2 protein-coding genes and 1 pseudogene are annotated in these 24,535 nt (G+C 52.5%); all 3 read right to left on the bottom strand.

Annotation, left to right across the window (positions count from 1 at the left end; translation table 11 throughout):
• Complete coding sequence (locus tag AC58UW_RS19165) at positions 1–9,717, bottom strand: non-ribosomal peptide synthetase (RefSeq protein WP_497422210.1); 9,717 nt, start codon at positions 9,715–9,717, stop codon at positions 1–3.
• Positions 9,718–9,796: 79 nt separating this feature from the next.
• The gene (locus AC58UW_RS19160) at positions 9,797–16,792 is read right to left on the bottom strand and encodes an amino acid adenylation domain-containing protein (RefSeq protein ID WP_497422209.1); all 6,996 of its coding nucleotides are present in this window, start codon (positions 16,790–16,792) and stop codon (positions 9,797–9,799) included.
• A 37-nt stretch (positions 16,793–16,829) separates the two neighbouring features.
• Positions 16,830–24,503: pseudogene (locus tag AC58UW_RS19155) on the bottom strand (amino acid adenylation domain-containing protein); the annotation flags it as partial.
• Positions 24,504–24,535 lie beyond the last annotated feature (32 nt).

The following is a 24,535-nucleotide window of genomic DNA, read 5'->3' as shown; positions in this document are numbered from 1 at the left end:
TTAGTTCTTGTCTGTGAATATCGCATTCAACAAACGAATCAGATGTTGGATTTCCGGCTCGCGGAAAATCGAATAATGATCGCCCGGTACTTCCATTACGTGCATCGGATTCAAGCAATAGTTTTGCCAAAGCGAAGCATCTACCGGAAGCACGTTATCCGTTGCCCGCAAGAAATAAACCGGCGCGAGCACTTTGCCATGAGGCACATACGAATTGCGCGCATGCGTTAGGGAACGCGTTTCGTTGTAAATCTTAACGATTTCGCTCAAATCCGACTGGGAGAAATCGGCCGCGATTTGAGCGAGCATGGCGTCTCTGTGCGAATCCATTCTTTGAAGAAAGCTATCGCTATAGCCCCTCTCTTCGGACATTCGAACGAAAGACGTCCATACCCGATCGCTATCGCATGCGATGTCCAGTACTTCTTGCAGCTCGTACTCATCATGAACAGCTGCAAACAGCGAACGTAAAATTTCGGTTTCCGTATCGTGTTGGAACACGGTCGTTCCCTTCATTTCCCGATCGATTACGAGATGCGTATCGATCATTGCCAGGAGCGCCACGTCAAGATTCATTTGTTCCATTTGCCTTGCGATTTCGAAAACAATTGTGCCGCCAACGCTCCAGCCCGAAAGAGTATAAGGACCTTCCGGCTGAACCGCTCTAATTTTCTGAATATACGATCGTGCGAGTTCTTCCATGGAAGTGACCACCGGCTCGAAGTCTTGCGTGACATCCGACTTGATCGCCCAATAATGATAATCGTCCGTCAAGCGTTGACTTAACGGCACGTAAGCATTGGTGTCGCCATTGCCGGCATGGACGAAAAAGACGTAATTCGCGTTGCTAACGCCTTCTTTCAGCAAAACCATTTGTTTATCCTGGGATATCGAAGGTTTAACAGTCGTTAATTCATCAATGATCTCGGAGATTGTACGAATGGTCGGACTATTGAATACTTTCGTCAAAGGCAATTGGATTTCAAATGCTTCATTGATATCCATAACGGCTCTCGCGATCAACAGAGAGTGTCCGCCGATTTCAAAGAAGTTGTCATCGATGCCGATCTGATCCGCACCCAGAATCTCTTGCCAGATATGGAACAGCTTGCGCTCCGTTTCGGTTCGAGGCGCAAGCCCGTTTCTCATCGCCAGGTTCTTGGCATCCGGCTTTGGCAAAGCTTTACGATCCAGCTTGCCGTTTGCCGTTAAAGGCATTTTATCCAGCGTCACATAATGGAGCGGGATCATGTACTCAGGAAGAAATTTGACTAGCTGCTCCCTCAGATCGTTTGCCGTTAACGCCGCGTCAGCAACGAGATACGCGCAAAGCTCTTTGTCTTCATGGTCCTGACGGGCCAGAACGACGGCTTCCTTTACGTGATCCAAAGCGAGCAATTGCTTTTCGATTTCTCCGAGCTCGATTCGATGCCCTCTGATTTTGACCTGCTGATCGATCCGGTCCAAGAACTCGATGTTTCCGTCCGATCGGAAACGCGCCACGTCGCCTGTGCGGTACAACAGCTGTCCATTCTCCAGCGGATGCTTGACGAATTTGGCGGAAGTCATTTGCGGTTGATTCAAGTAGCCCCTCGCCAGCCCGTCACCGGATAAGCACAACTCTCCCGGCGCCCCGATCGGCTGTACTTGATCGCTTGGTCCCAAAATATACGCCTTCGTATTGCTGATCGGCTTACCGATCGGAATCGTCGTTGAGTCTTCCGCGATTTCGTCAACGGGATAGAAAGTCGCAAATACGGTGCTTTCCGTAGGTCCGTACATATGCAGGATTTTGTCTTTCCCCATGACTTGCAAAGCAAGTCTAGCATGTTTGACGGATACTCTTTCTCCTCCGAACAGTATTTTGCGAATGCCGGCCAGCGCTTGAGGTGAACGTTCGACCAACAGATTGAACAAGGCCGTCGTGACGAACATGATGGAAATTCGTTGTACCTTGATCACGCTAGCCAGCATTTCGACATCCAAGATCGTTTCTTTCGAGACTAGCACTAGCGTTGCTCCATTTAACAGCGCTCCGTATAGGTCAAACGTAAATCCATCAAAAACGTAGTTCGATACGGACAAAATATGATCATCTTCACGAACATCGACATAGTTCGTATCTTTCGCGATCCGGGTAATGTTGGCGTGCATCGTCATAATACCCTTCGGCGTGCCCGTCGTACCCGATGTGTACATGACGTAAGCCAAATCAGACCCATCGATACGTGTATTGAGATTATCCGTAGCCACATTATCCATCTGCGGATCATCAACGAACAACCGCGTAACCTCAACCTCAGTCCCCTCCAAGACAGGCGCAAGCGACTGCTGCGTCAACAAAACACGGGCTTCGCTGTCCTTTAGCATGTAGTCGATTCTCTCCATCGGATAATCCGGGTCCATCGGCAAGTACGCTGCACCAGCTTTCAGAATTCCTAAGATTCCGATGACTAGCTCGAGCGAGCGCCCTGTTATGAGGCCGACGATTGCGCCCTTGGAGACCCCATGTTGCTGTAGCCATCTCGCCACCTGATTGGCCTTCCGATTAAGTTCCTCATAAGTCAACATTTCATCGCCGAATTTGACGGCTACATGATTGGGCGTTTGAATGGCTTCATCTTCGAACAATTCGTTCAAGGACTTGTTTCTAGGATAGTCCGTGTAAGTTTCATTGAGTGACATTAGAAAACGTTTCTCTTCGTCTGTCGCCATCTCCAGCTCTTCCAGCCGTTGCTCGGGGTGAGCTGCCATTTGCTGCAGCACTTGAATCAAATGCTGACCCATCCGAGTTGCCGTAGATTTTTTGAATAAGGACGTCGAGTATTCCAAATGGAACTCGATCGTTCCGGCAGTCTCGGTCTCGGTCGCGGTCAGCGTCAGATCGAATTTAGACGTCGATACCGGCATCTCAATCGGCATTGCCGTTTGAACCGATCTGGAACCTTTATCATCGTCCGCAAAATTTTGCACGACGAACATCGTATCGAACAAAGGTCCTCGCTTAGGATCCCGAGACGCGACGACCTGTCTCACCAGCTCTTCGAACGGATAATCCTGATTGTCGAAAGCTTGTAATGTCGTCTTTTTTACGGTCTCGATAAACGCCAATACCGTTGACTTCTGCTTCGGGTAACTGCGAATTGGCAGCGTGTTAATGAACATGCCGACCAGCTCCTCCAAATCCGCGTGCGAGCGCCCAGATGTCGGCATGCCGACGACGATATCTTCTTGCCCCGAATAAAGGTGAAGCATGATACTGTAACCAGCCAGTAGGAGCATATTCATCGTCACGCCAAGCGTGGACGCTAATCGATTCAGTTCGCTCGTCAGTCTTTCATCCGACCGGAACGTGATCCGGTCTCCCTCGAACCGTTGAACCCTCGGTCTCGGATAGTCGGTCGCGAGATCAAGTACCGGAATTTCCCCGGCGAACTGCTCCAGCCAAAACTGCTGCTGTTGCTTCATTCCGTCGCTATTCATCTGCTTCGATTGCCACGCCGCATAGTCTTTGTATTGAATTCGCAGCGGCGGGAGTGTTTTGCCCGCATACAAGGCGGCGAATTCTTTCTCCAAGATTATGGAACTAACGCCGTCTCCCAAAATGTGAGGCATATCTGTCAGAATGAAATACTCGTCTTGACGAACCCGAAGCAAGCTTGCTCGCAACAATTGCGGAATACCTAGGTCGAAAGGCTGAATAAAGTTTATCAAGTACTCTTCGACAAACGTTCGGACATTCGGCTCTTCCGCGGATTGACCAAGCAACTCCACCACATCCGTATAGGCCAATTCGAATGGCGGCAAATCGCGATGAACGATTTGCACGGGCTCGCCTTTGACAAGTTTAAATGACGTACGCAAAATTTCGTGGCGAGCGATCATTTTATCAAACGTGAGACGAACAAATTCCGGATCCAGAGTACCTTTGAAATGCATGACGGCCGGCATGTTGTACGTCGTCGAACGCTCGGACATCTGATTTAAAATAAACATTCTTTTTTGCGCGGCCGAGAGCGGATAATACGCTGCTTCGGCTGCCGGTTCAATGGACGAGAATTCCCGCTTGTCAAGTGCCTCGATCGAAGCCGCTAATTGCTCAAGGACAGGGGTTCGGAAAATTTCGAATAACGGAATCTGAACTTGAAGCTGCTTATGGATGCGCGTGACAAGCGTCAAAGCTTTCAGTGAATGTCCGCCCAACTCAAAGAAGTTATCATGAATGCCGACTTGCGAAGCGCCAAGCAACTCCTCCCAGATTTCGGCAAGTGCCCGCTCCGTTCCGCTTCGCGGCGCCACGTAAGCCACGCCCGAAGACAGTTTCCCGTCCGGAATCGGCAGCGCCTTGCGGTCGACTTTTCCGTTAGGCGTGAGCGGCAGCTTCTCGAGTTGAACGAAGTGCGCCGGGATCATATAACCCGGCAATGTGTGCGCAAGCTCCCCACGAAGCTTCGCCACTGTCAGCTCGCCTTCTGATACCACATACGCGCACAACTCGTTTTGTCTTTGCTCGTTTTCGCGCGCAATGACAATCGCATCTTGCACTTGCTCGATTTGCAGCAGCTGCGCCTCGATTTCACCGAGCTCGATCCGGTACCCCCGGATTTTCACCTGGTGATCCGCACGGCCCAAATATTCGATATTCCCGTCCGGCATCCATTTCGCCAAATCCCCAGTCTTATACATGCGTTCTCCAGGAACGAACGGATCCGGCACGAACCTCTCTTTCGTGAGCTCCGGAAGGTTCAAGTAACCTCGGCCTACGCCGGCCCCCCCAATGAAGAGCTCTCCGGCAACTCCGATGGGCTGAAGATGTTTGCCTTCGTTTAGAATATAAACCTTCATATTCCCGAGCGGTTTGCCGAGCGGCGCATTGCCCGAAACAACCGGAACATGACTAGTGAACTCTTTGTCCATTTCGTAATAGCTGACATCTACGCAAGCTTCCGTCGCGCCGTAGCAATTGAAAATGCGTGTTTGCGAGCCGAACTTATTTTGCAGCCAAATAAAATCCTGCGCTGGACAACGATCCGCTCCCATCATGATCCAATCCAGCATCGACGTATCCAATTGATTGTCGTCTATATACTGCATCGTCGGTATCATGACGGCCGGCGTACCGTCGAGGATATTCAGATCGTGTTGCCGGACGAGCTGATAGACCTTCTCGGGCTCCAGCGCAACCTCGCTCGGACAAATGACCATCTTGCCTCCGTGCATAAGGGATCTTCCCAAGTCGCAAACGAATACGTCAAAGGAGAAGCTGGCCAACTGCAGCATGCTAGCCGCATGCAAATCCAGTCTGTAGAACTTTTCCCACGCGTGGATAATGTTCTGCAGATTGCCGTGCTCCACCAGCGCGGCTTTCGGCTGCCCGGTCGTGCCCGACGTGTACATGGCGTAAGCCAAGTGCTGCGGCTTCGTAACCGAATCCAAATTCGTCGTTTCTTTCTGCTCGGCAAGTCCATCTTCAAAACAATAGACTTGTCCCGCAAACGAAATCACTTTAAGCGGTTCGCGATGGGCCAACAGGAATGGAGCCCGGCTTTCCTCGAGCATGAATTGAATCCGGTCGTTCGGATACTCCGGGTCGATCGGGATATACGCGCCGCCTGCTTTCCATACGCCTAGCACCCCAATGACCATGTCTACCGAACGCTTCGCCAGAATGCCCACCAAGTCGTCCGGTTGAACGCCTTTCTCGCGCAATACCCTTGCGAGCTGATTCGCACGCACGTTCAGCTCCCAGTATGTCAGCGCAACTTCCTCGCACACCACCGCGATGTTGTCCGGTGTCTTTTCGACTTGAGTTTCGAATAGTTCGTGAACCATTTTGTCCCGCGGGAAGTCCATTTCTGTTGCGTTGAAACCTAGGAGAATTTGCTCCTTCTCAGCTGTCGTTGCCAGTTCCAATTCTCCAATCCTCGCTTGTGGATCGAGCACGACCGCTTGAATCAATTGTCGGATGTGCCCGACCATTCGCTGAATCGTCTCGGTCTTGAACGTGGACGTGCTGTATTCCACAGTGAAGTAAATTTCCGTTTCGCCCTCCGACGCTTCCAGCGTCAGATCGAATTGAGCGATACGCTTGTCCGTTATATATGGAGAAATCCGCAGTCCCGGCAACTCTAGGTTTTGCATGTCGATGTTCTGCAGCACGAACATCGTGTCGAACAGCGGATTACGGCTCGTGTCTCGCTTCAAATTCAATTGCTCCACGAGCGCTTCGAAAGGATACGCCTGATGCTCAAACGCTTCCAGCGTCTGCTGCTTCACTTCCTGCAGGAAGTCCGCAAATCTCTTCTCGCCCGACGGGTAGCTCCGAAGCGCCAATGTGTTGACGAACAGACCCATGATCTTCTGCAGGTCTGCGTGCCTTCTGCCCGCGACTGGCGTACCCACGATAAGGTCTTCTTGTCCCGTATACTTAAAGAGCAGCGCCTTATAGGCTGCCAGCAGCACCATATACAACGTCGTGCCCGTCTCTTCCGCGATTCGTCTGAGCCCTTGCGTCAGAGAATTGTCCAGGGTAAATTTCATTCGGTCGCCTTCAAATCGCTGCACCGCAGGCCTTGCGTAATCCGCTGGCAGCTGCAGCACAGGCAATTCGCCCGCAAACTGCTTGAGCCAGAACGCCTCATGCTCTTTCGTAGCTTCGCTGCCTTGACGCTCCTGTTCCCATACCGCGAAATCCTTATATTGGATCCGCAATGCAGGCAGCTCTTCCCTGGCATACAACTTCGAAAACTCCTCCACCAATATGCCCATGGACACGCCGTCTGAGATGATATGCGGCATGTCCAGAAGCAGCAGATGATTTTCTTCCGAAAACGCGAGCAATTCAGCACGAAGAAGCGGCGCCTGCGCCAAATCGAACGGGCGCACAAAGGTCTCTGCGTGCGCCTTCGCCTCGGCCTCGGTACAATGCTTCTCACCAATCGTAAAGGCCGCGGTTGGGTGAACAATCTGTACGACTTCTTCGCCGGATAGCACAAACGACGTCCGCAGCGCCTCGTGCCGCGCGATCAGCCCGTTCATGGCAGCCGCCAGCCGCTCATGATCGAGCTTCCCTTCCAAACGCAGCGCCGCAGGCATGTTGTAGCTCACATTTGCGCCTTCCATTTGGCCTAGCACATACATCCGCTTTTGCGCAGACGAAACCGGATAGGCTTGGCGCTCTTCCGCCTTCGGAATGTCTGCATAAACGCTTTTCGTTTGCTCAGCAATAAATGCGGCCAGCGCCTCCAGCGTTGCATGCCCGAACACATCCCGTAAGCTGACTTCCACCTCGAATTGCTGATGAATGCGGGTAACGAGCGTCATTGCCTTAAGCGAATGTCCACCCAGGTCAAAGAAGTTATCGTGAATACCGACTTGTGCAGCGCCGAGCAACTCTTGCCAAATCTTCGCAAGCTTCTGCTCCGATTCACTGCGTGGCGCTACGTAGGTTACGCCGGTCGACAGCTTGTCGTCCGGCGCAGGCAGCGCCTTCCGGTCGATCTTTCCGTTTGGCGTCAGCGGCAGCTTCTCAAGCTGCACGAAGTGCGCTGGGATCATGTAGTTCGGCAACATTTGCGCGAGTTCCCCGCGAAGCTGCGCCAACGTTACCGACTGTTCCGCCACTACATACGCGCACAACTCGTTTTGGCCTTGCTCGTTTTCGAGCGCGATGACAATCGCTTCTTTCACTTGCGGAACGTGCAGCAACTGCGCTTCGATCTCCCCAAGCTCGATCCGGTACCCCCGGATTTTCACCTGATGGTCGATGCGTCCCAAATATGCCAGATTCCCGTCCGGCAACCATTTCGCGAGGTCCCCGGTTTTATACATTCTCTCGCCTGGGGCAAAAGGGTTCGGCACGAACTTCTCCGCCGTCAGCTCCGGTCGATTCAGGTAGCCCCGGGCCAAGCCCATTCCCGCGATGCACAGCTCCCCCGCAATGCCGATCGGCTGTAGTTGGCCGGACGCCGCACCGATCACATACACTTTCGTATTGTTGATCGGTCGACCGATCGTAGAGATAAATACTTCACCTTGATACCTGAACATCGTGGAATTGACGCTGTTCTCGGTCGGACCGTATTCATTCACAAGTTCAACTCCGGCAAGCTTTTGCCTGCTGAGTTCGACAAGCCGCTTCGACACCTTTTCGCCGCCAAGCGTAACGGCTTTCATGCTTTGTCCTTCATTGTGCAGATTTTCGAGTATCGCTTGATACAAGGTCGGCACGCATGCGAGATGAGTCACTTGCTCCTTCTCCATAACTTCGAGAATTGCGGCAGGATCATTCGTTTCCGTTAAGAAAATGGCACTTGCACCCGACAGAATCGGTGTAAAAAAGCTCAAAACAAAACCATCAAAGGCATAGGAAAACAATTGAATCGCACGATCCGTCTCCCCGAACGCATATTCCCGCTGGCGCCACGTCAAGGTGTTGATGATAGACCGATGTTCGATGCAGACTCCTTTCGCTCTTCCTGTGGTGCCCGACGTATAAATGACGTACGCCAAATGATGGGATTGGGAGAGCGCCTCTAGATTAGATGTATCACCTTTAAAGCCGCTTGGTTCATCTATGTAAAGTAGTTCGCCGACAAAATCATATGGCTTGGACAGTCGCTGTTGCGTGAGCATGATCTTAGCGCCTGAATCCTCCAGCATGAAGCGAATCCGCTCCTCCGGATAGTCTGGATCGATGGGCAAGTATGCGCCCCCGGCTTTCAATACCGCCAGAATTCCCACGCTCATCTCTAGCGAACGCTCCGCCATGATAGCGACTAGGCTATCCGGCTTCACGCCTTTCTCACGCAATACCCGCGCAAGTTGATTCGCCTGATCGTTCAACTCTCGATACGTCAGCGCCGCATCCTCGAACACGACCGCCACGTTGTTTGGCGTCTTCTTCGCTTGCGCCTCGAACAGCTCGTGGATCGTCTTCTCCTGCGGATACGCTGCTTTCGTCGCGTTGAACTCGCCAAGGATCTGTTCTCGTTCTCCATCGGATAAGATTTCGATTTGCGCGATCTGAATGTCCAATTCTTGTTTGAGCACATGATCCAGCACCTGCTGAATATGTATGCCAAACCTAGCCATCGTGCTCTGTTCGTATAACGCACCGTTAAATTGAATGAACAAGGATATGAATCCGGTAGCGTTAGAATCGATGCGTACCGTGATATCATTTTGAATAGACTCGAGTTTATCAATTTCATGGATCCGGGATGAAACAACAACGATATCGAATAACGGATGGCGATTCCTTTCTTCGAGAAGCTGTAAATCTTGAATCAGCTTATCGAATGGATACTGTCCGTTCTCATTTGCATCCAGGATCGTCTTTCTCATTTGGTTTAGAAACTCTCGGAATATCCCGTCTGCTTGAATTTCATCATAAAGCGCCAGAAGGTTGGACTCCGCATCGTCCTCTTTTTTAAATACAAGGGTACCTACGACGGACTGAACCTGTCCGGAATAGTGATAAAGGCAAGCTTTAATTGCGGCTGTAATAAATGTAAAAAGAGCATAATCAGAATTTTTGCATTTATCCCATAAGCTTGCCGATAAATCGGGACGCAGCTCAATAAGCACCGATTGTTTCCGATACGTCTCTGTTCTCTGAAAATCTAATGGAAGATCTGTATGTGCTGTATATGATGGAATCTTGTTAATCCAATATTTTCGTTGTTGTAAACTTTGGTTGTCGTGCTTAAACAACATATTGATTCACCCTTTGTAGTGGTTGGAATCATCAGGACTTTCGCGTCGTGGGCAACGAAGCTACTCCTCCTGACGTTCCTTAAAACGACCAGCTTGAAAAATCCTTCATTTCGTTAGTTATCGCGGAATTCCGCTCATTTCCCGAATCGATCAGAAGCATTTCAGGATCCAGAACGATGCGTTGCAATAAGACGATCAAATCATTACCCATGTGCTCGATCGTTTCTTGCCTAAAAAGGTTTACGTTGTACGCAAGCTGCATATTCATACGATCATATGCTTCAAATAGTTCTATCGTTAAATCGAATTTCGCTATTCGATTGTCGGTTTCATAAGGTGCAATGAGCAGTCCTGGCAGCTCTGGGCTTTGCACCTCCATGTTCTGCATGACGAACATCGTGTCGAACAGCGGGTTGCGGCTGACATTCCGTGTCATATTCAACTGCTCGACTAACGCCTCAAACGGGTACGCCTGATGCTCGAACGCCTCCAGTGTCATCTGCTTGACTTCCTCCAGAAAAGCCGAGAAAGTCTTCTTGCTTGATGGAGAACTCCGCAATGGCAGGGTGTTCACGAACAATCCGATGACCGCCTCTAGATCGGCATGCTCTCGGCCTGCGACAGGCGTGCCCACGATGAGATCTTCTTGTGCGGTGTACTGAAACAGCAATGTCTTGTAGGCTGTAAGCAGCACCATATATAGCGTTGTTCCCGTCGAGTCGGCGAGTCGGCGGAGTTCTTCCGTCAGCTCGACGTCTATCGTAAATTTCGCCCGGTCGCCTTCATATCGTTGTACCGACGGTCTTGGGTAATCCGTCGGCAGTTGCAGCACAGGCAAATCGCCGGCAAACTGCTCCAGCCAGAACACTTCGTGCCCCTTCATCACTTCGCTGGCTAGTCGTTCCTGCTCCCACACCGCGTAATCCTTGTACTGGATCCGCATAACCGGCAGTTCTTCACCGGCATACAGCTTCGTAAACTCTTCTACTAAAATACCTAACGACACACCGTCGGAGATGATATGCGGCATGTCTAGCAGCAGCAAATGGTTCTCTTCCGCAAGCTCGAGCACTTCCACTCTGAGCAGCGGCGCTTGCGCTAAATCGAATGGACGGACAAAGGCTTCGACTAGCTCCCTCGCCTCGGCTTCGGTACAACGCTTCTCGCTAATCGAAAAGGCTGCCGAAGGATGAACGATCTGCACAATTTCTTCTCCGGAAATTCCGAAGGAGGTCCGCAGCGATTCATGCCGATCAATCAAGGAATTCATCGTTGCCGACAACCGCTCCCCGTCCAGCTTCCCTTTTAAGCGCAGTACCATCGGCATGTTGTAGCTCGTGCCCGCCTCTTCCATTTGGCTTAACACATACATCCGTTTTTGCGCGGACGATACCGGATAGTGCGGCCGCTCTTCCGCCTGCGGAATCGCCGCATATGCACTCTTCGCCTGGGCAGCGATGACCGCTGCCAGTGCTTCCAGCGCCGGATACAGGAACACGTCGCGCAAGCTGACCTCCACCTCAAATTGCCGATGGACGCGGGAAACGAGGGTCATCGCTTTCAGCGAATGCCCACCTAAATCGAAGAAATTGTCGTTTACGCCAACTTGATCGGCACCAAGCAATTCTTGCCAAATCATCGCAAGCTGCCGCTCCGTTTCGTTGCGCGGCGCCACGTAAGCGACACCCGTCGATAGCTTTCCGTCTGGCGCCGGCAGCGCTTTACGGTCAATCTTTCCGTTCGGTGTCAGCGGTAGCTTCTCAAGCTGCACGAAGTGCGCCGGGACCATATAGCTTGGCAATACTACTGTTAACGGTCCGCGCAACTGCGCAATCGTTAACTCCTCTTCCGCCGCCACGTACGCGCATAATTCGTTTTGTCCCTGCCCGTTATCCCGTGCGATGACAACTGCTTCCTTCACTTGCGGGACTTGCAGCAGCTTCGCCTCGATTTCCCCAAGCTCGATCCGGTACCCCCGGATTTTCACCTGATGGTCGATCCGGCCCAAGTATTCGATTTCGCCGTCCGGCAGCCACCTGGCCAAATCTCCTGTCCTGTACATCCGCTCGCCTGGCGAGAAGGGGTTCGGCACGAACTTACCCTCGGTCAATTCTGGACGGTGGAGATAGCCGCGTGCCAATCCATCTCCAGCAATGCACAGCTCGCCTGCGACGCCGATCGGCTGCAGTTGATGGGCATCGTCGCCGATCACATACACGTTCGTATTGCTAATCGGTCGACCGATCGAATTTCGAAAAGGTTCTTGCCCGTAACGAAGCACCGTGGTGATAACGCTATTTTCGGTAGGGCCATACTCGTTAATCACTTCCACTTCGCCCAGCTTTTGTCCGCTAAGCTCGACAAGCTGTTTCGTTACCTTTTCACCGCCTAACGTTACGACACTTAAGCTGTATCCTTCGCCGCTTTGCAAATTTTCCAATATCGCTTGATACAAGGTGGGCACGCTGAAGAGATGCGTCACTCTTTGCTTTTCCACGACCTTCATGATGGCGACTGGATCATTTGTCTCCTTCAACAAAATCGCGCTTGCACCGGCAATAATCGGCGTAAAGAAGCTCGACACAAAACTATCGAAGGAATAGGAAGGGAGCTGTATCGCGCGATCTTTCTCCGAAAAGGCATAGGCTTTCTTGCGCCATTCCAGAGTATTTAGAATGGCCTTATGCTCGATGCCTACCCCTTTGGCTTTTCCCGTCGTGCCTGAAGTATAAATGACATACGCCAAATGATGGGACCTTGAGAGCGGTTCTAAATTGGATTCATTCCCCTTATCTTGGCTTATCTCATCCAGGCATATCCGTTCGCCATTAAAATCATATTGCTTTAACAGGCGCTTTTGCGTGAGCAAGATCTCCGCGCCAGAATCCTCCAGCATATAGCGAATCCGCTCCTTCGGATATTCCGGATCGATAGGAACGTATGCGCCGCCGGCTTTCATGATCGCTAGGATCCCCACGCACATCTCAAGCGAACGTTCCATCATGATGCCAACGAGATGATCCGGGCGTACGCCTTTCTCCCGCAAAACCCAAGCCAGTTGATTCGCACGAGCGTTCAGCTCACGATACGTCATCGATTGTTCCTCGAAAACGATCGCGACGTGATCCGGCGTTTTCTCCACTTGCGCCTCGAACAGCTCATGTATCGTTTTGTCCCGGGCGTATTCTGCTTTCGTTGCGTTGAAGTCACGCAAGATTTGTGTCTGCTCGGCTTCCGTCAACAGATTCAGCTCCGCCAAACGCGTTTTCGGATCGATAACGGCCGCTTCAATCAGCTGACGGAAGTGGCCGATGAGGCGCTGGATCGTATCTGCCTTAAACAGCGCCGTACTGTATTCCACCTTGAAGTAGATTTCCGTTTCGCTTTCTGAAGCTTCCAACGTAAGATCAAATTTTGAAATCCGATTATCGGACTCATAAGGAGAAATCCGCAAGCCCGACAGCTCTAATTTCTGTATCTCCGTATTCTGCAGCACGAACATCGTGTCGAACACCGGATTGCGGCTTGTGTCCCGCGTCAAATCCAACTGCTCTACTAGCTCCTCGAACGGATACGCTTGATGCTCGAACGCCTCCAGCGTCCGCTGTTTCACTTCCTCCAGGAAAGCCGCGAACGTCTTCTCGCCCGACGGATAGCTCCGCAGTGCCAGTGTATTGACGAACAGACCGATAACTCTCTCCAGATCTGCGTGCTCTCTGCCCGCGACCGGCGTACCCACGATGAGGTCTTCTTGCCCTGTATATTTAAACAGCAGCGACTTGTAGGCCGCCAGCAGCACCATATACAACGTCGAGCCAGACTTTTCCGCTAGTCTTCGGAGTCCTTCCGTCAGTTCTCTGCCTAGCGTGAACGAAACTCGGGCCCCTTCATAACGCTGAACCGCCGGTCTTGGATAATCCGTCGGCAGTTGCAGTACTGGCACTTCGCCCGCATACTGATCCTGCCAGAACGCTTCGTGCCCCTTCATCGCTTCGCTAGCCTGGCGCTCCTGCTCCCACACCGCGTAATCTTTGTATTGGATCCGTAATGCCGGCAGTTCTTCCCCGGCATACAGCTTCGTAAATTCCTCTATCAATACGCCCCTCGTCACGCCGTCGGAGATGATATGCGGCAAGTCGAGCAGCAACATATGGTTTTCTGTATCAAATGTGAGCAATTCAGCGCGAAGCAGCGGCGCCTGCGCCAAATCGAATGGACGGATGAAAGCCACGACAAGTGCCTTCGCTTCCTCTTCGGTACACCGCTTCTCGCCGAGCTTGAAGTCCACAGAAGGATGTACAATCTGCACGACTTCTTCACCGGATCGCGCAAACGACGTCCGCAGCGATTCGTGCCGAGCGATCAACCCGTTCAACGCCGTCGACAAACGCTCGCGTGCCAGCTTCCCTTCTAAGCGCAGCACGGTCGGCATATTGTAACTCACGTTTGCCGCATCCAATTGTTGGAGTACGTACATCCGTTTTTGCGCGGACGATACCGGGTAGTGCGTTCTCTCTTCCGCTTTCGGAATGGAAATATACGCGCTCTTCGCTTGTGAGGCTACGATCGCGGCTAACGATTCCAGCGTCGGTTGACGGAACACGTCGCGCAAACTCACTTCCACTTCAAGCTGCTGATGAATCCGGGAGATAAGCGTCATCGCGCGAAGTGAGTGACCGCCCAGATCAAAGAAGTTGTCATTTAAGCCAACTCGCTCGGCTTGGAGAAGCTCCTGCCAAATTTCGGCCAGCACCCGCTCTGTTTCATTGCGCGGCGCGACATAAGCTACACCTGACGACAGATTGCCGTCCGGCGCCGGCAGCGCTTTGCGGTCGACCTTGCCGTTCGATGTCAATGGCAGCTTCGAGAGCTGCACGAAATGCGCCGGAATCATATAGTTCGGCAACGATGTCGAGAGCTCCGCGCGCAGCTGCGCCACCGTCAGCTCTTCTTCCGCTACCACGTACGCGCACAGCTCGTCTTGTCCTTGCGCGTTTTTCCGTGCAAGTACGATCGTTTCTTTCACCTGCTCCATCTGCAGCAGCTTTGCTTCGATCTCCGCTAGCTCGATCCGGAAGCCCCGGATCTTCACTTGATGGTCGATCCGACCTAAGTATTCCAATTCCCCGTTTTCGAGTCGTCGGACCAAATCACCCGAACGGTACAGCCGTTCTTCCGGGCGGTAGGGGTTGCTAACGAAGCGCTCGCTCGTCAGTTCATCACGGTTTAAATAACCGCGCGCGACGCCGGCCCCACCGACATACAGCTCTCCAATGACTCCGGTGGGCACGAGCTTACTTGTTTGATCCAGCACATAGGCGGTTAACGGCGAAAGCGGCAATCCGATCACGCTTCGGTTAGTTTCAATTTCCGCTTCGCCGATTTCCTTGAACGTGACGTGGACCGTCGTTTCCGTGATGCCGTACATATTGATCAAACGCGTCTTCGGGTAACCCTCTTTCCACGGGCGCAGCATCGCCGTCTGCAGCGCCTCTCCTCCGAAGATGACATAGCGCAGACTGAGAGGCACTTGGTTGTTCGCAGACTCCTGAATCAAGCCGCTAAACGCCGTCGGCGTCTGATTCAGCACCGTTACGCTTTCTTCCGACAACAGTTTCAGGAACGCAGAAGGATCCTGAGCCACGATTTTCGGCACCATGACGATGCGTCCGCCGTACAAAAGCGCTCCGTACATTTCCCAAACCGAGAAATCGAAGCAGTACGAATGGAACACCGTCCACACATCTTCCGAGCCAAAATCAAACGGCAGCCGATCGTTCATTAGCAACTGAATGACGTTGCAGTGCTCGATCATGACCCCTTTCGGCCGTCCCGTCGAGCCCGAAGTATAGATGATGTACGCCAATGAGGTTGGACCGGATATGCTCTCCAAATTGGCATCATTCACCTCATTCAATCGCTTGTCATCCAGTTCGATGATCGTTCCCGTAAAGGAAGCCGGTGCCTGCAAATGCAACTGGGTCACCAGAAGTCTCGTCCCGCTGTCCTTCAGCATATAGTCGATCCTCTCGTTCGGATAATCAGGATCGATTGGCACGTACGCGCCACCCGCTTTCAAAATCGCGAGGATCCCGACGATCATCTCAAGCGAACGGTCCGTCATGAGGCCGATCAAATCATCCGGCTGCACGCCTTTTTCGCGCAATACTCGTGCGAGCTGGTTCGCCCGCGCGTTCAACTCCCGGTACGTAAGCGATACGTTCTCAAACACGACTGCCACGTTGTCCGGCGTTTTCTTCGCCTGCGCCTCAATCAGCTCGTGGATCGTTTTGTCCCGCGGGTACTCCGCTTTCGCTCGGTTGAATGGTTCTAAGAGAAACTCCTTTTCTTCCATAGATAAAATCTCGATTTGAGAAACCGGTAAATCCGGTTTCTCAAATGCTTGGTGAAGATACGAAATGAAATGTTGGACCAACGAAGCCATCGTATCTGCACCGTAAACTTGGCTGTCGTATTGCAGCTGCAGATCGATCGTTCCTTCTTGAGCATGGAAGGTAAAAATCATATCTTTTCCTCGAAAATCCATACGAGAAGCATCATGAACGTTTTTCAGAAGCACGACGGTTTCTAAATCCGCTAACACGGTTTGCTGCTCCAATTGATTCATCAACTTGGATATTTCCTCGTACGAAATGTTCGGATGCTTGTCGGCTTCAACGACGGTGGCCTTGACCTGGTTCAGCAGTTGCTTGAATGTAGCCGTCGAATCCATATTCGTTCTGAGCGCAAGCAAATGATTCGCTTCTCCATTCTTCGCGCCCAATAGAGGCATGCCGACCAAAATATCTTCGTCGCCCGAGTAAATCGACAGCAACCGTTTGACTCCGCTTAGCAGCAAAATATACACTGCGAAGAAAGAGCCCTTTGTCACTTGTTCAATTTTGTCGGATAGTCCAGCTGGCAACACGGTTTGAAAAACGCCATACTCCGAGTGGGTTCTTAAATCTGGTTTGACAAAAAACCGACTGGGAACAGGGCTGCCTTTCAGCTGCTGTATCCAATACTCCCTTTCCAACTCGTATTCGCTGTCTAAGATGATTTGATCATCCGTCATGTTGTACCTCCGCGTTCTTCCATCCATTGCAGCACAATTAGAAGCTAAAATTCACTTCTTCTTCGATCGCCTGCGATTTCTTTTTCAGATTCAAAGGGAAACCTTCAAGGACCGTATTCCGATTGTTGATAATAAATTCGATCACGAAGAGATAGTTGTCGGCCATTCTTTGCACGGTATCGTCGCTAAACACTGCCTTACTGTATTCCAGGTCGATTCGGATGCCCGATTCCTCTTCCGTAGCTTGCAGCAACAGATCGAACTTCGCGATCCATTGGCCGGATTCATAAGGAGAAATTCGCAGTCCCGGCAGCTCTAGCTTCCGCATCCCCGTGTTCTGCAGCACGAACACCGTGTCAAACAACGGATTACGACTTGAATCTCGCGGTAGGTGAAGCTGCTCCACCAGCGTCTCGAACGGATATTCCTGGTGCTCGAACGCTTCTAGCGTAAGCTGCTTCACTTCCTCGAGGAATGCTGCAAATGTCTTCTCTCCAGTTGGATAGCTTCTGAGCGCCACCGTATTTACGAACATGCCGATGACCCTTTCGAGATCCGCATGCACTCGGCCCGCAACCGGCGTGCCGACAACCATGTCTTTCTGTCTCGTGAGTTGGTACAGCATGACCTTGTAAGCCGCAAGCAGCACCATATACATCGTTGTGTCTGTCTCCACTGCTATTTGTCTCAATTCCGCTGTCAGCGCTTTGGTAAGCGTAAATGAGACTCGGTCACCTTTAAAGCTGCGTACCGCTGGCCTTGGATAGTCTATCGGAAGCTGTAACACCGGCAATTCGCCCGCGAAACGCCTCAGCCAGTACGCCTCATTCACCTTCATTGTTTCACTGCCTTGCATGGAATGCTCCCATACCGCGTAATCCTTGTACTGGATGCGTAAATCAGGAAGCTCTTTTCCGCTATACAGTTCCGTAAACTCTTCCACCAAGATAGCTCTCGACACGCCGTCGGAGATGATATGCGGCATATCCAGCAAGAGCAAATAGCGATCTTCCGCAAACGTAAGGACTTCTGCTCGCAGCAGCGGTGCCTGTGTCAAATCGAATGGACGGACAAAAGATTCTGCGTATACCTTCGCTTCTGCTTCGTTGCAGCTTTTCTCGCTGATCGCAAAGGCGACCGAAGGGTGTACGATTTGTACGGCCTCTCCTCCGGAAAATGTGAACGACGTCCGCAGCGATTCATGCCGCGCGACCAATTGATTCATCGCCGCCAGAAGGCGCTCGCGGTCCAATTTTCCTTCCAAGCGCAGCATAGCCGGCATGTTGTAGCTCGTATCCATCTCATTCGTTTGGTTGAGCACGTACATCCTTTTTTGCGCGGACGATACCGGATAATAAGGACGCTCTCCCGCTTGCGGAATGTCCGCATAAGCTCTGGTCGTCTTCGAAGCGATGACGGCTGCCATCTCTTCCAGCGTCGGATACTGGAAGACCTCGCGCAAACTCACGCCTACCTCGAATTGCTTGTGGATGCGGGAAACGAGCGTCATCGCCCGGAGGGAATGTCCTCCGAGATCGAAGAAGTTGTCGTGAACGCCGACTTGAACGGCGTTTAGCACCATCTGCCAGATCTCGGCTAGCGCTTGCTCCGTTTCGTTTCTAGGCGCAATGTAAGCAACGCCCGTCGAGAGCCTGCCGTCAGGCACCGGCAACGCTTTGCGATCCAGCTTTCCATTCGGCGTCAAAGGCAGTTTCTCGATTTGCATGAAATACGTCGGAACCATATAATTCGGCAGGGTCTGAGCCAGTTCACCCCGGAGGTGCGCTACCGTCAGCTCCTTGTCCGCCACCACATACGCACACAGCTCATGCTCACCTTGTTCATTCTCGCTTGCAATGACGGCCGCTTCTTTCACGTTCTCCATTCGCAGCAGCTGCGCCTCGATCTCTCCCTGCTCAATCCGGTAACCGCGAATTTTCACTTGGTGGTCGATCCGGCCAAGGTATTCGATGTTCCCATCCGGCAACCATCTTGCCAAATCCCCTGTCCGGTACATCCGATCGTAATGATCGAAGGAACTGCTCACGAACCGCTCGGCCGTCAGCTCCGGCAGGTTCAAATAACCGCGTGCCATGCCGGGTCCCGCCAAATACAGCTCGCCGATAATGCCGATCGGCACCGGTTGCCGCGTCGAGTCGAGAATGAACGCCCCGGCGTTCCGAATCGGACGGCCGATAACCGGACGTGCGGCGAATGAAGCCAATTGTTCCGGCTCGATGCGATGGTATACGGCGCCAACGGTTGTCTCCGTTGGGCCGTAATGATTCATGAAAACCGTTTCGGCATATTGACCATGGAACTGAAGCAGATCAGCCGCATGAATGCTCTCCCCGCCTAGCACGATTAGCCGAATCTTCGACAGCTTGTTGTCGCTGGCGAAGCCGTGCGAGCCAACGAGCATTTGGAATAGCGAAGGGGTCATTTTCAAATATGTGATACCTTGCTCTCCGAGATAGGTGCTGAGCAGCTCAGGATCCGTGTACGTATCCTTCGTTGGGAGATGAAGCTGTCCGCCTGCCAGCAGGATCGGAAACAAGCTCGTATACCCGAGATCGAACGCGTACGATGAGAGGAGCGCCGTCCGGTCCGCAGGCGTAAGATGCGCTTCATCGCAAAACCAGGTCGCATAATGAACAAGTCCGCGATGCGTCAGCTGAACGCCTTTCGGTTTGCCTGTCGTTCCTGACGTATAAATCAAATAAGCCAGATCGTCTGCTGAACCTTCATCCGAAAGTTCCGTTTCTACTGTCGGTGCGATGGCGTCGCCTTCCGGCTTCCCATAATGACTGGCATCCATCGTGATTCCATCGAATAGGACGGAAAGCTCGGAAGCATACTCCCGCTGGGTCAGAAGATGACTTGCGCCGCTGTCCTCCAGCATGTAACGGATTCGTTCCCTCGGCATTTCCGTATCCATCGGCAGGAAAGCCGCCCCAGCCTTCGCGACGCCAAGCATAGAGACGATCGTCTCGACGGAAGGCGCAAGCGCGAGCGCTACAACGGCTTCCCGCCCTACACCCTGCTCGCGAAGTGCGCGAACAAGTCGATCAACGCATCGGCCAAGCTCCGCGTAAGTGAGTTTCTCCTCGCCGCATACGACTGCGAGGCCATTCGGCGTCCTCGCCGCCTGAGCCTCAAATAGGTCGTGAATTTTTTTATCGTGCGGATACTCCGCTTCCGTCGCCTGGAAGTCGCTTAAAATTTGCCGTTTCTCCGGTTCCGTCAGAAGCTCGAGCTCCGAGATCCGCGCTTGCGGATTGCTGATAGCTGCTTCGATCAGACGCAGAAGATGTCCCTTCAGTCGCTGCACCATCTCTGGCTCATAGACCAGTGCGTTGTATTTCAACTTGATCTGCATCGTCTTACCTGGTAAAACAACCACATCGAAGTCGTAATTCGTCTGCTCGAATCCGGACACGTCCACGATCTCGATCTCTTCATCCCCGGCTTCCATAAAGCCTTCTTCCACCGGATAATTCTCGAACACCAGAATATGGCTGAACAAATCTCGTTTCAGATCGCTTTGCCCCTGAATATCGGCCAAAGGTACGTAATCGTACGCTTTCATCTCCACTGCGCGTCGCTGCATTTCGCTTAACACATCTGCGAAACGCTGCTCCGTATCCCAGTTCACTCGTACTGGAATCGTGTTGATGAACAGTCCGATCATTTCCTCTACGCCGACAATATCCGCTGGACGGCCTGATACGACGCTGCCGTAAACCACATCTTGCGTGCCGTTGTATCGACCAAGCATAATCCCCCACAGTGATTGCATCACCGTGCTGACCGTTACCCGGTACTGTTTCGCTAATGCCTCCAACTGCGCCGTCATCGCTTCTTCCACCATTAGGACCGTTTCGCGCTTTTCGTATCCGCAGTTTGTAGCAATGGCAGACCGTTTCGGCAATTCCGCCGGGGTGTCATATCCCGCAACATACGCTTGCCAGTACACCTGTGCTTCTTCCTTCTCTTGCGCTTCCAGCCAATCGATAAAGATACGATATGACAATGCCGGGCCCAATCGCGCCGGCGTTCCTGTCCTTTCCGCACGGTACAGTTCAAGCCATTCCCGCATCAGGATTGACAGACACCAGCCGTCCATCAGCACATGATGGTGGCTCCACACGATCCGGACGGATGCGCCGGTTTGTAAAATTCCGAGGCGCATGAGTGGATCGCGCGACAGATCGAAGCCGCGACTCCGATCCTGCTCTTCCCATTGCTGGATATATGCCGTTTGCTCCTCGTTGGTCATTCCCGACAAATCTACGATTTGTACCGGTAATTCTCGCGTCTTCAGCACCACTTGCAGCGGCTGGCTCTGCCCTTCGTGCACGAACAACGCCCGCAGCACATCATGGCGCTCCGCCAGCTTACGGAAACTCGCCGCGAAGCTCTCTATTTCAAGCTTTCCATTTAGAGTCATACTCGACTGTTGGAAATACGCATTCGAAACCGGATCCAAGAGTGCATGGAACAGCATCCCTTCTTGCATCGGGCTGATCTGATAAATCTGCTCAATTTCGGCGCCAGGGAGTTGCTCCTGCAATTCTCGTTGTAAATGTCTGAGATCTTGCATCGACAGCCGGCCGTAACCGTAATCCGATGGGGTCCATACGCTTTCCGTTTTCGCCGCGCAGTGCGCCGCCAACTCTTGCAGATGATTCGAGAACGTTTCCGCTAGTGTTCGAATCGTCTCTTCTCGAAATTCCGACGGGTGGTAACTCCACCGGAAGGATAATTTCCCTTCGATTAACGTACCATTGATGTCCAAGGCGTAAGGGCTGACACTGTTAGGACTGCTTTCCCAGCCCGCCGGTAAGGATGACATACGCCAATTCCCTACCGACTCTTCCCCAAACTCACCTAAATAATTGAAACTCACTTGCGGATGCAAGCTTCCTCTTAAGATTGGAGGTTGACCTTCTTCTCCCGCCAAAAAGGCCAGAACACCGTATCCGATGCCCTTATTCGGGATGCGCCGAAGCTGCTCCTTCACCTCGATGAGCTGTTCGCCCAGGTCATGGCTTTCGCTAAGCTTCAATACAACCGGATACATCGTCGTAAACCAGCCTACGGTCCGGCTGACATCCAGCCCTTCCGCAATTTGTTCCCGGCCATGCCCTTCCAAAGTGAAGGCCGCGTGATGCTCGCTGCTCCATTCACCGAGTGCTTTCCCCAGCGCCGTCAGCAGCAAGTCATTAATTTCAGTATGGTAGGCGCGCGGCGCTTCCTTCACGAGCTTCGAACTATTTTCCGGCGAGAGCTCGATGATGACGCTCTTCCGCTCTACCGTCAGCCGCTTGCTGACGACTCCGTCTTGCGGCAGCGGCTTCAACTCAGTCGCCTCCAGCCTCTGCCAGTAATCTCGTTCCCGACGCAGCGCGCTACTTTGAGCGTATTGTTGCAACTCTTTGCCCCACGCCTGATAAGACGCTGTTTTCTCAGCCAGTACGATTGCATGACCCAGCTCCGCTTGCGCGTAGCTTTGCGCGAAATCCTCCAGCAGAATCCGCCAGGACACTCCGTCCACCACCAAGTGATGGATCGCAATCAGCAAATGGTCTCCTCCTGCCGTGTGGAACAATCCCATACCTACCAACGGGCCTTCGCCCAGATTAAGACCACTTTGCACCTGTGTTGCTTGAGCTTGGACACTAGCCGCTATATCTCTTGCGTCCGTTATGTCCTTCACCGTCAGGCGGAAGCAGCTTTCAGCCGCTTCCAAAGCTCCGCGGTTCCATCCCTTCACGCCTTGCGTATCTCTGCGAAACACACTGCGCAAAACATCATGATGCTGTACAAGATTCATCCATGTTTCCCTCACGAGGCGCTCGTCGAAGCCATTTTCACTATAGAGCATCACGGACTGATTCCAGTGATGTTCATCCTGAAAGGCCGACTCGAAGAACCATCGCTGAATCGGAATCAGGGCCAATTCACCTTCTACAGGCTCCTGCGTTGCACGTATCTCTATCGTACGAATTTGCAGCGCCGCCTCAGCTAATGTCGGAAATTGGAACAGCTGCTTCATTTCCAGCTTCCATCCCCGTGCATGCAGACGCGACATCAACTGAATCGCTTTGATTGAATCGCCGCCTAGTTCGAAGAAATTATCATGAACCCCCACGCGTTCCGTTTTTAAGAGTGACTGCCAAATATCAATCAGCGCTTGCTCCATTTCGTTGCGCGGCGCGATATAAGGGACGCCTGATGACAGATTGCCGTCCGGCGCCGGCAGCGCTTTGCGATCAACCTTGCCGTTTGACGTCAAAGGCAGCTTCGGCAGTTGGACGAAATGCGCTGGAATCATATAGCTCGGCAAAGTTCGCGAGAGCTCCGCGCGCAGCTGTGCCACTGTCAGTTCTTCTTCCGCTGCCACATACGCGCACAGCTCCTCTAGTCCTTGCGCGTTTTTCCGCGCAAGAACGATAGTTTCCTTCACCTGCTCCATCTGCAGCAGCTTCGCTTCGATCTCGGTTAGCTCGATCCGGAAGCCCCGGATCTTCACTTGATGGTCGATCCGCCCCAAGTATTCCAATTCCCCGTTTTCGAGCCGTCGGACCAAATCTCCTGAACGGTACAACCGCTCTTCCTGGCGGTAGGGGTTGCTCACGAACCGCTCGTGCGTTAGATCCTCGCGGTTCAAATAGCCTCGAGCGACGCCAGCACCGCCGACGTACAGCTCTCCAACAACTCCTGTCGGCACAAACTTGCCTGCCTGATCCAATACATAGGCGGTTAACGGCGGGAGCGGCAAGCCGATCACGCTTCGGTTCTCTTCAATTTCCGCTTCGCCGATTTCCTTGAACGTGACGTGGACCGTTGTTTCCGTGATGCCGTACATATTGATCATACGCATCCTCGGATAGTGCTCTTTCCACGAGCGCAGCATCATTGTCTGCAGCGCCTCTCCTCCGAAGATAACATAGCGCAAGCTGAGCGGCACGGCGTTGTTTGCGGTCTCCTGAATCAAACCGCTAAATGCCGTCGGCGTCTGATTCAGCACCGTTACGCCTTTCTCCGACAACAGTTTAAGGAACGCCGACGGATCCTGTGCCACAATTTTCGGCACCATGACGATCCGTCCGCCGTACAGAAGCGCTCCATACATTTCCCAGACCGAGAAATCGAAGCAGTACGAATGAAACATCGTCCACACATCTTCATCACCGAAATCAAACGGCAGCCGATCGTTTAGGAGCAATTGCACGACATTATGGTGCTCAATCATCACTCCTTTCGGCCGTCCTGTCGAGCCCGAGGTGTAGATAATATACGCCAGCGAGGTTGGACCGGATACGGGCTCCAGATTGGTATCGTTCACATCGTTCAATCGCTTGTCGTCCAATTCAATAATCGTTCCCATGAAGGAAGCCGGTGCTTGCAAATGCGACTGAGTCACCAGAAGCCGCGTCCTGCTGTCTTCCAGCATATAGTTGATCCGCTCGTCCGGATATTCCGGATCGATCGGTACGTACGCGCCGCCAGCTTTCAAGATCGCGACAATGCCGACGATCATCTCTAGCGAACGATCTGTCATGAGGCCGACTAAGTCATCCGGCTGAACGCCTTTCTCGCGCAATACCCGAGCGAGCTGGTTCGCCCTCGCGTTCAGTTCCCGGTATGAAAGCGACACTTTCTCGAATACGACCGCCACGTTGTCAGGCGTTTTCTCCGCTTGTGCCTCGAACAGCTCATGGATCGTCTGATCCCGTG

The sequence above is a fragment of the Paenibacillus sp. J22R160 genome (assembly GCF_059692135.1).
The sequence above is the reverse complement of the archived record's forward strand: the minus strand, read 5'-3'. Positions and strand labels throughout refer to the sequence as shown.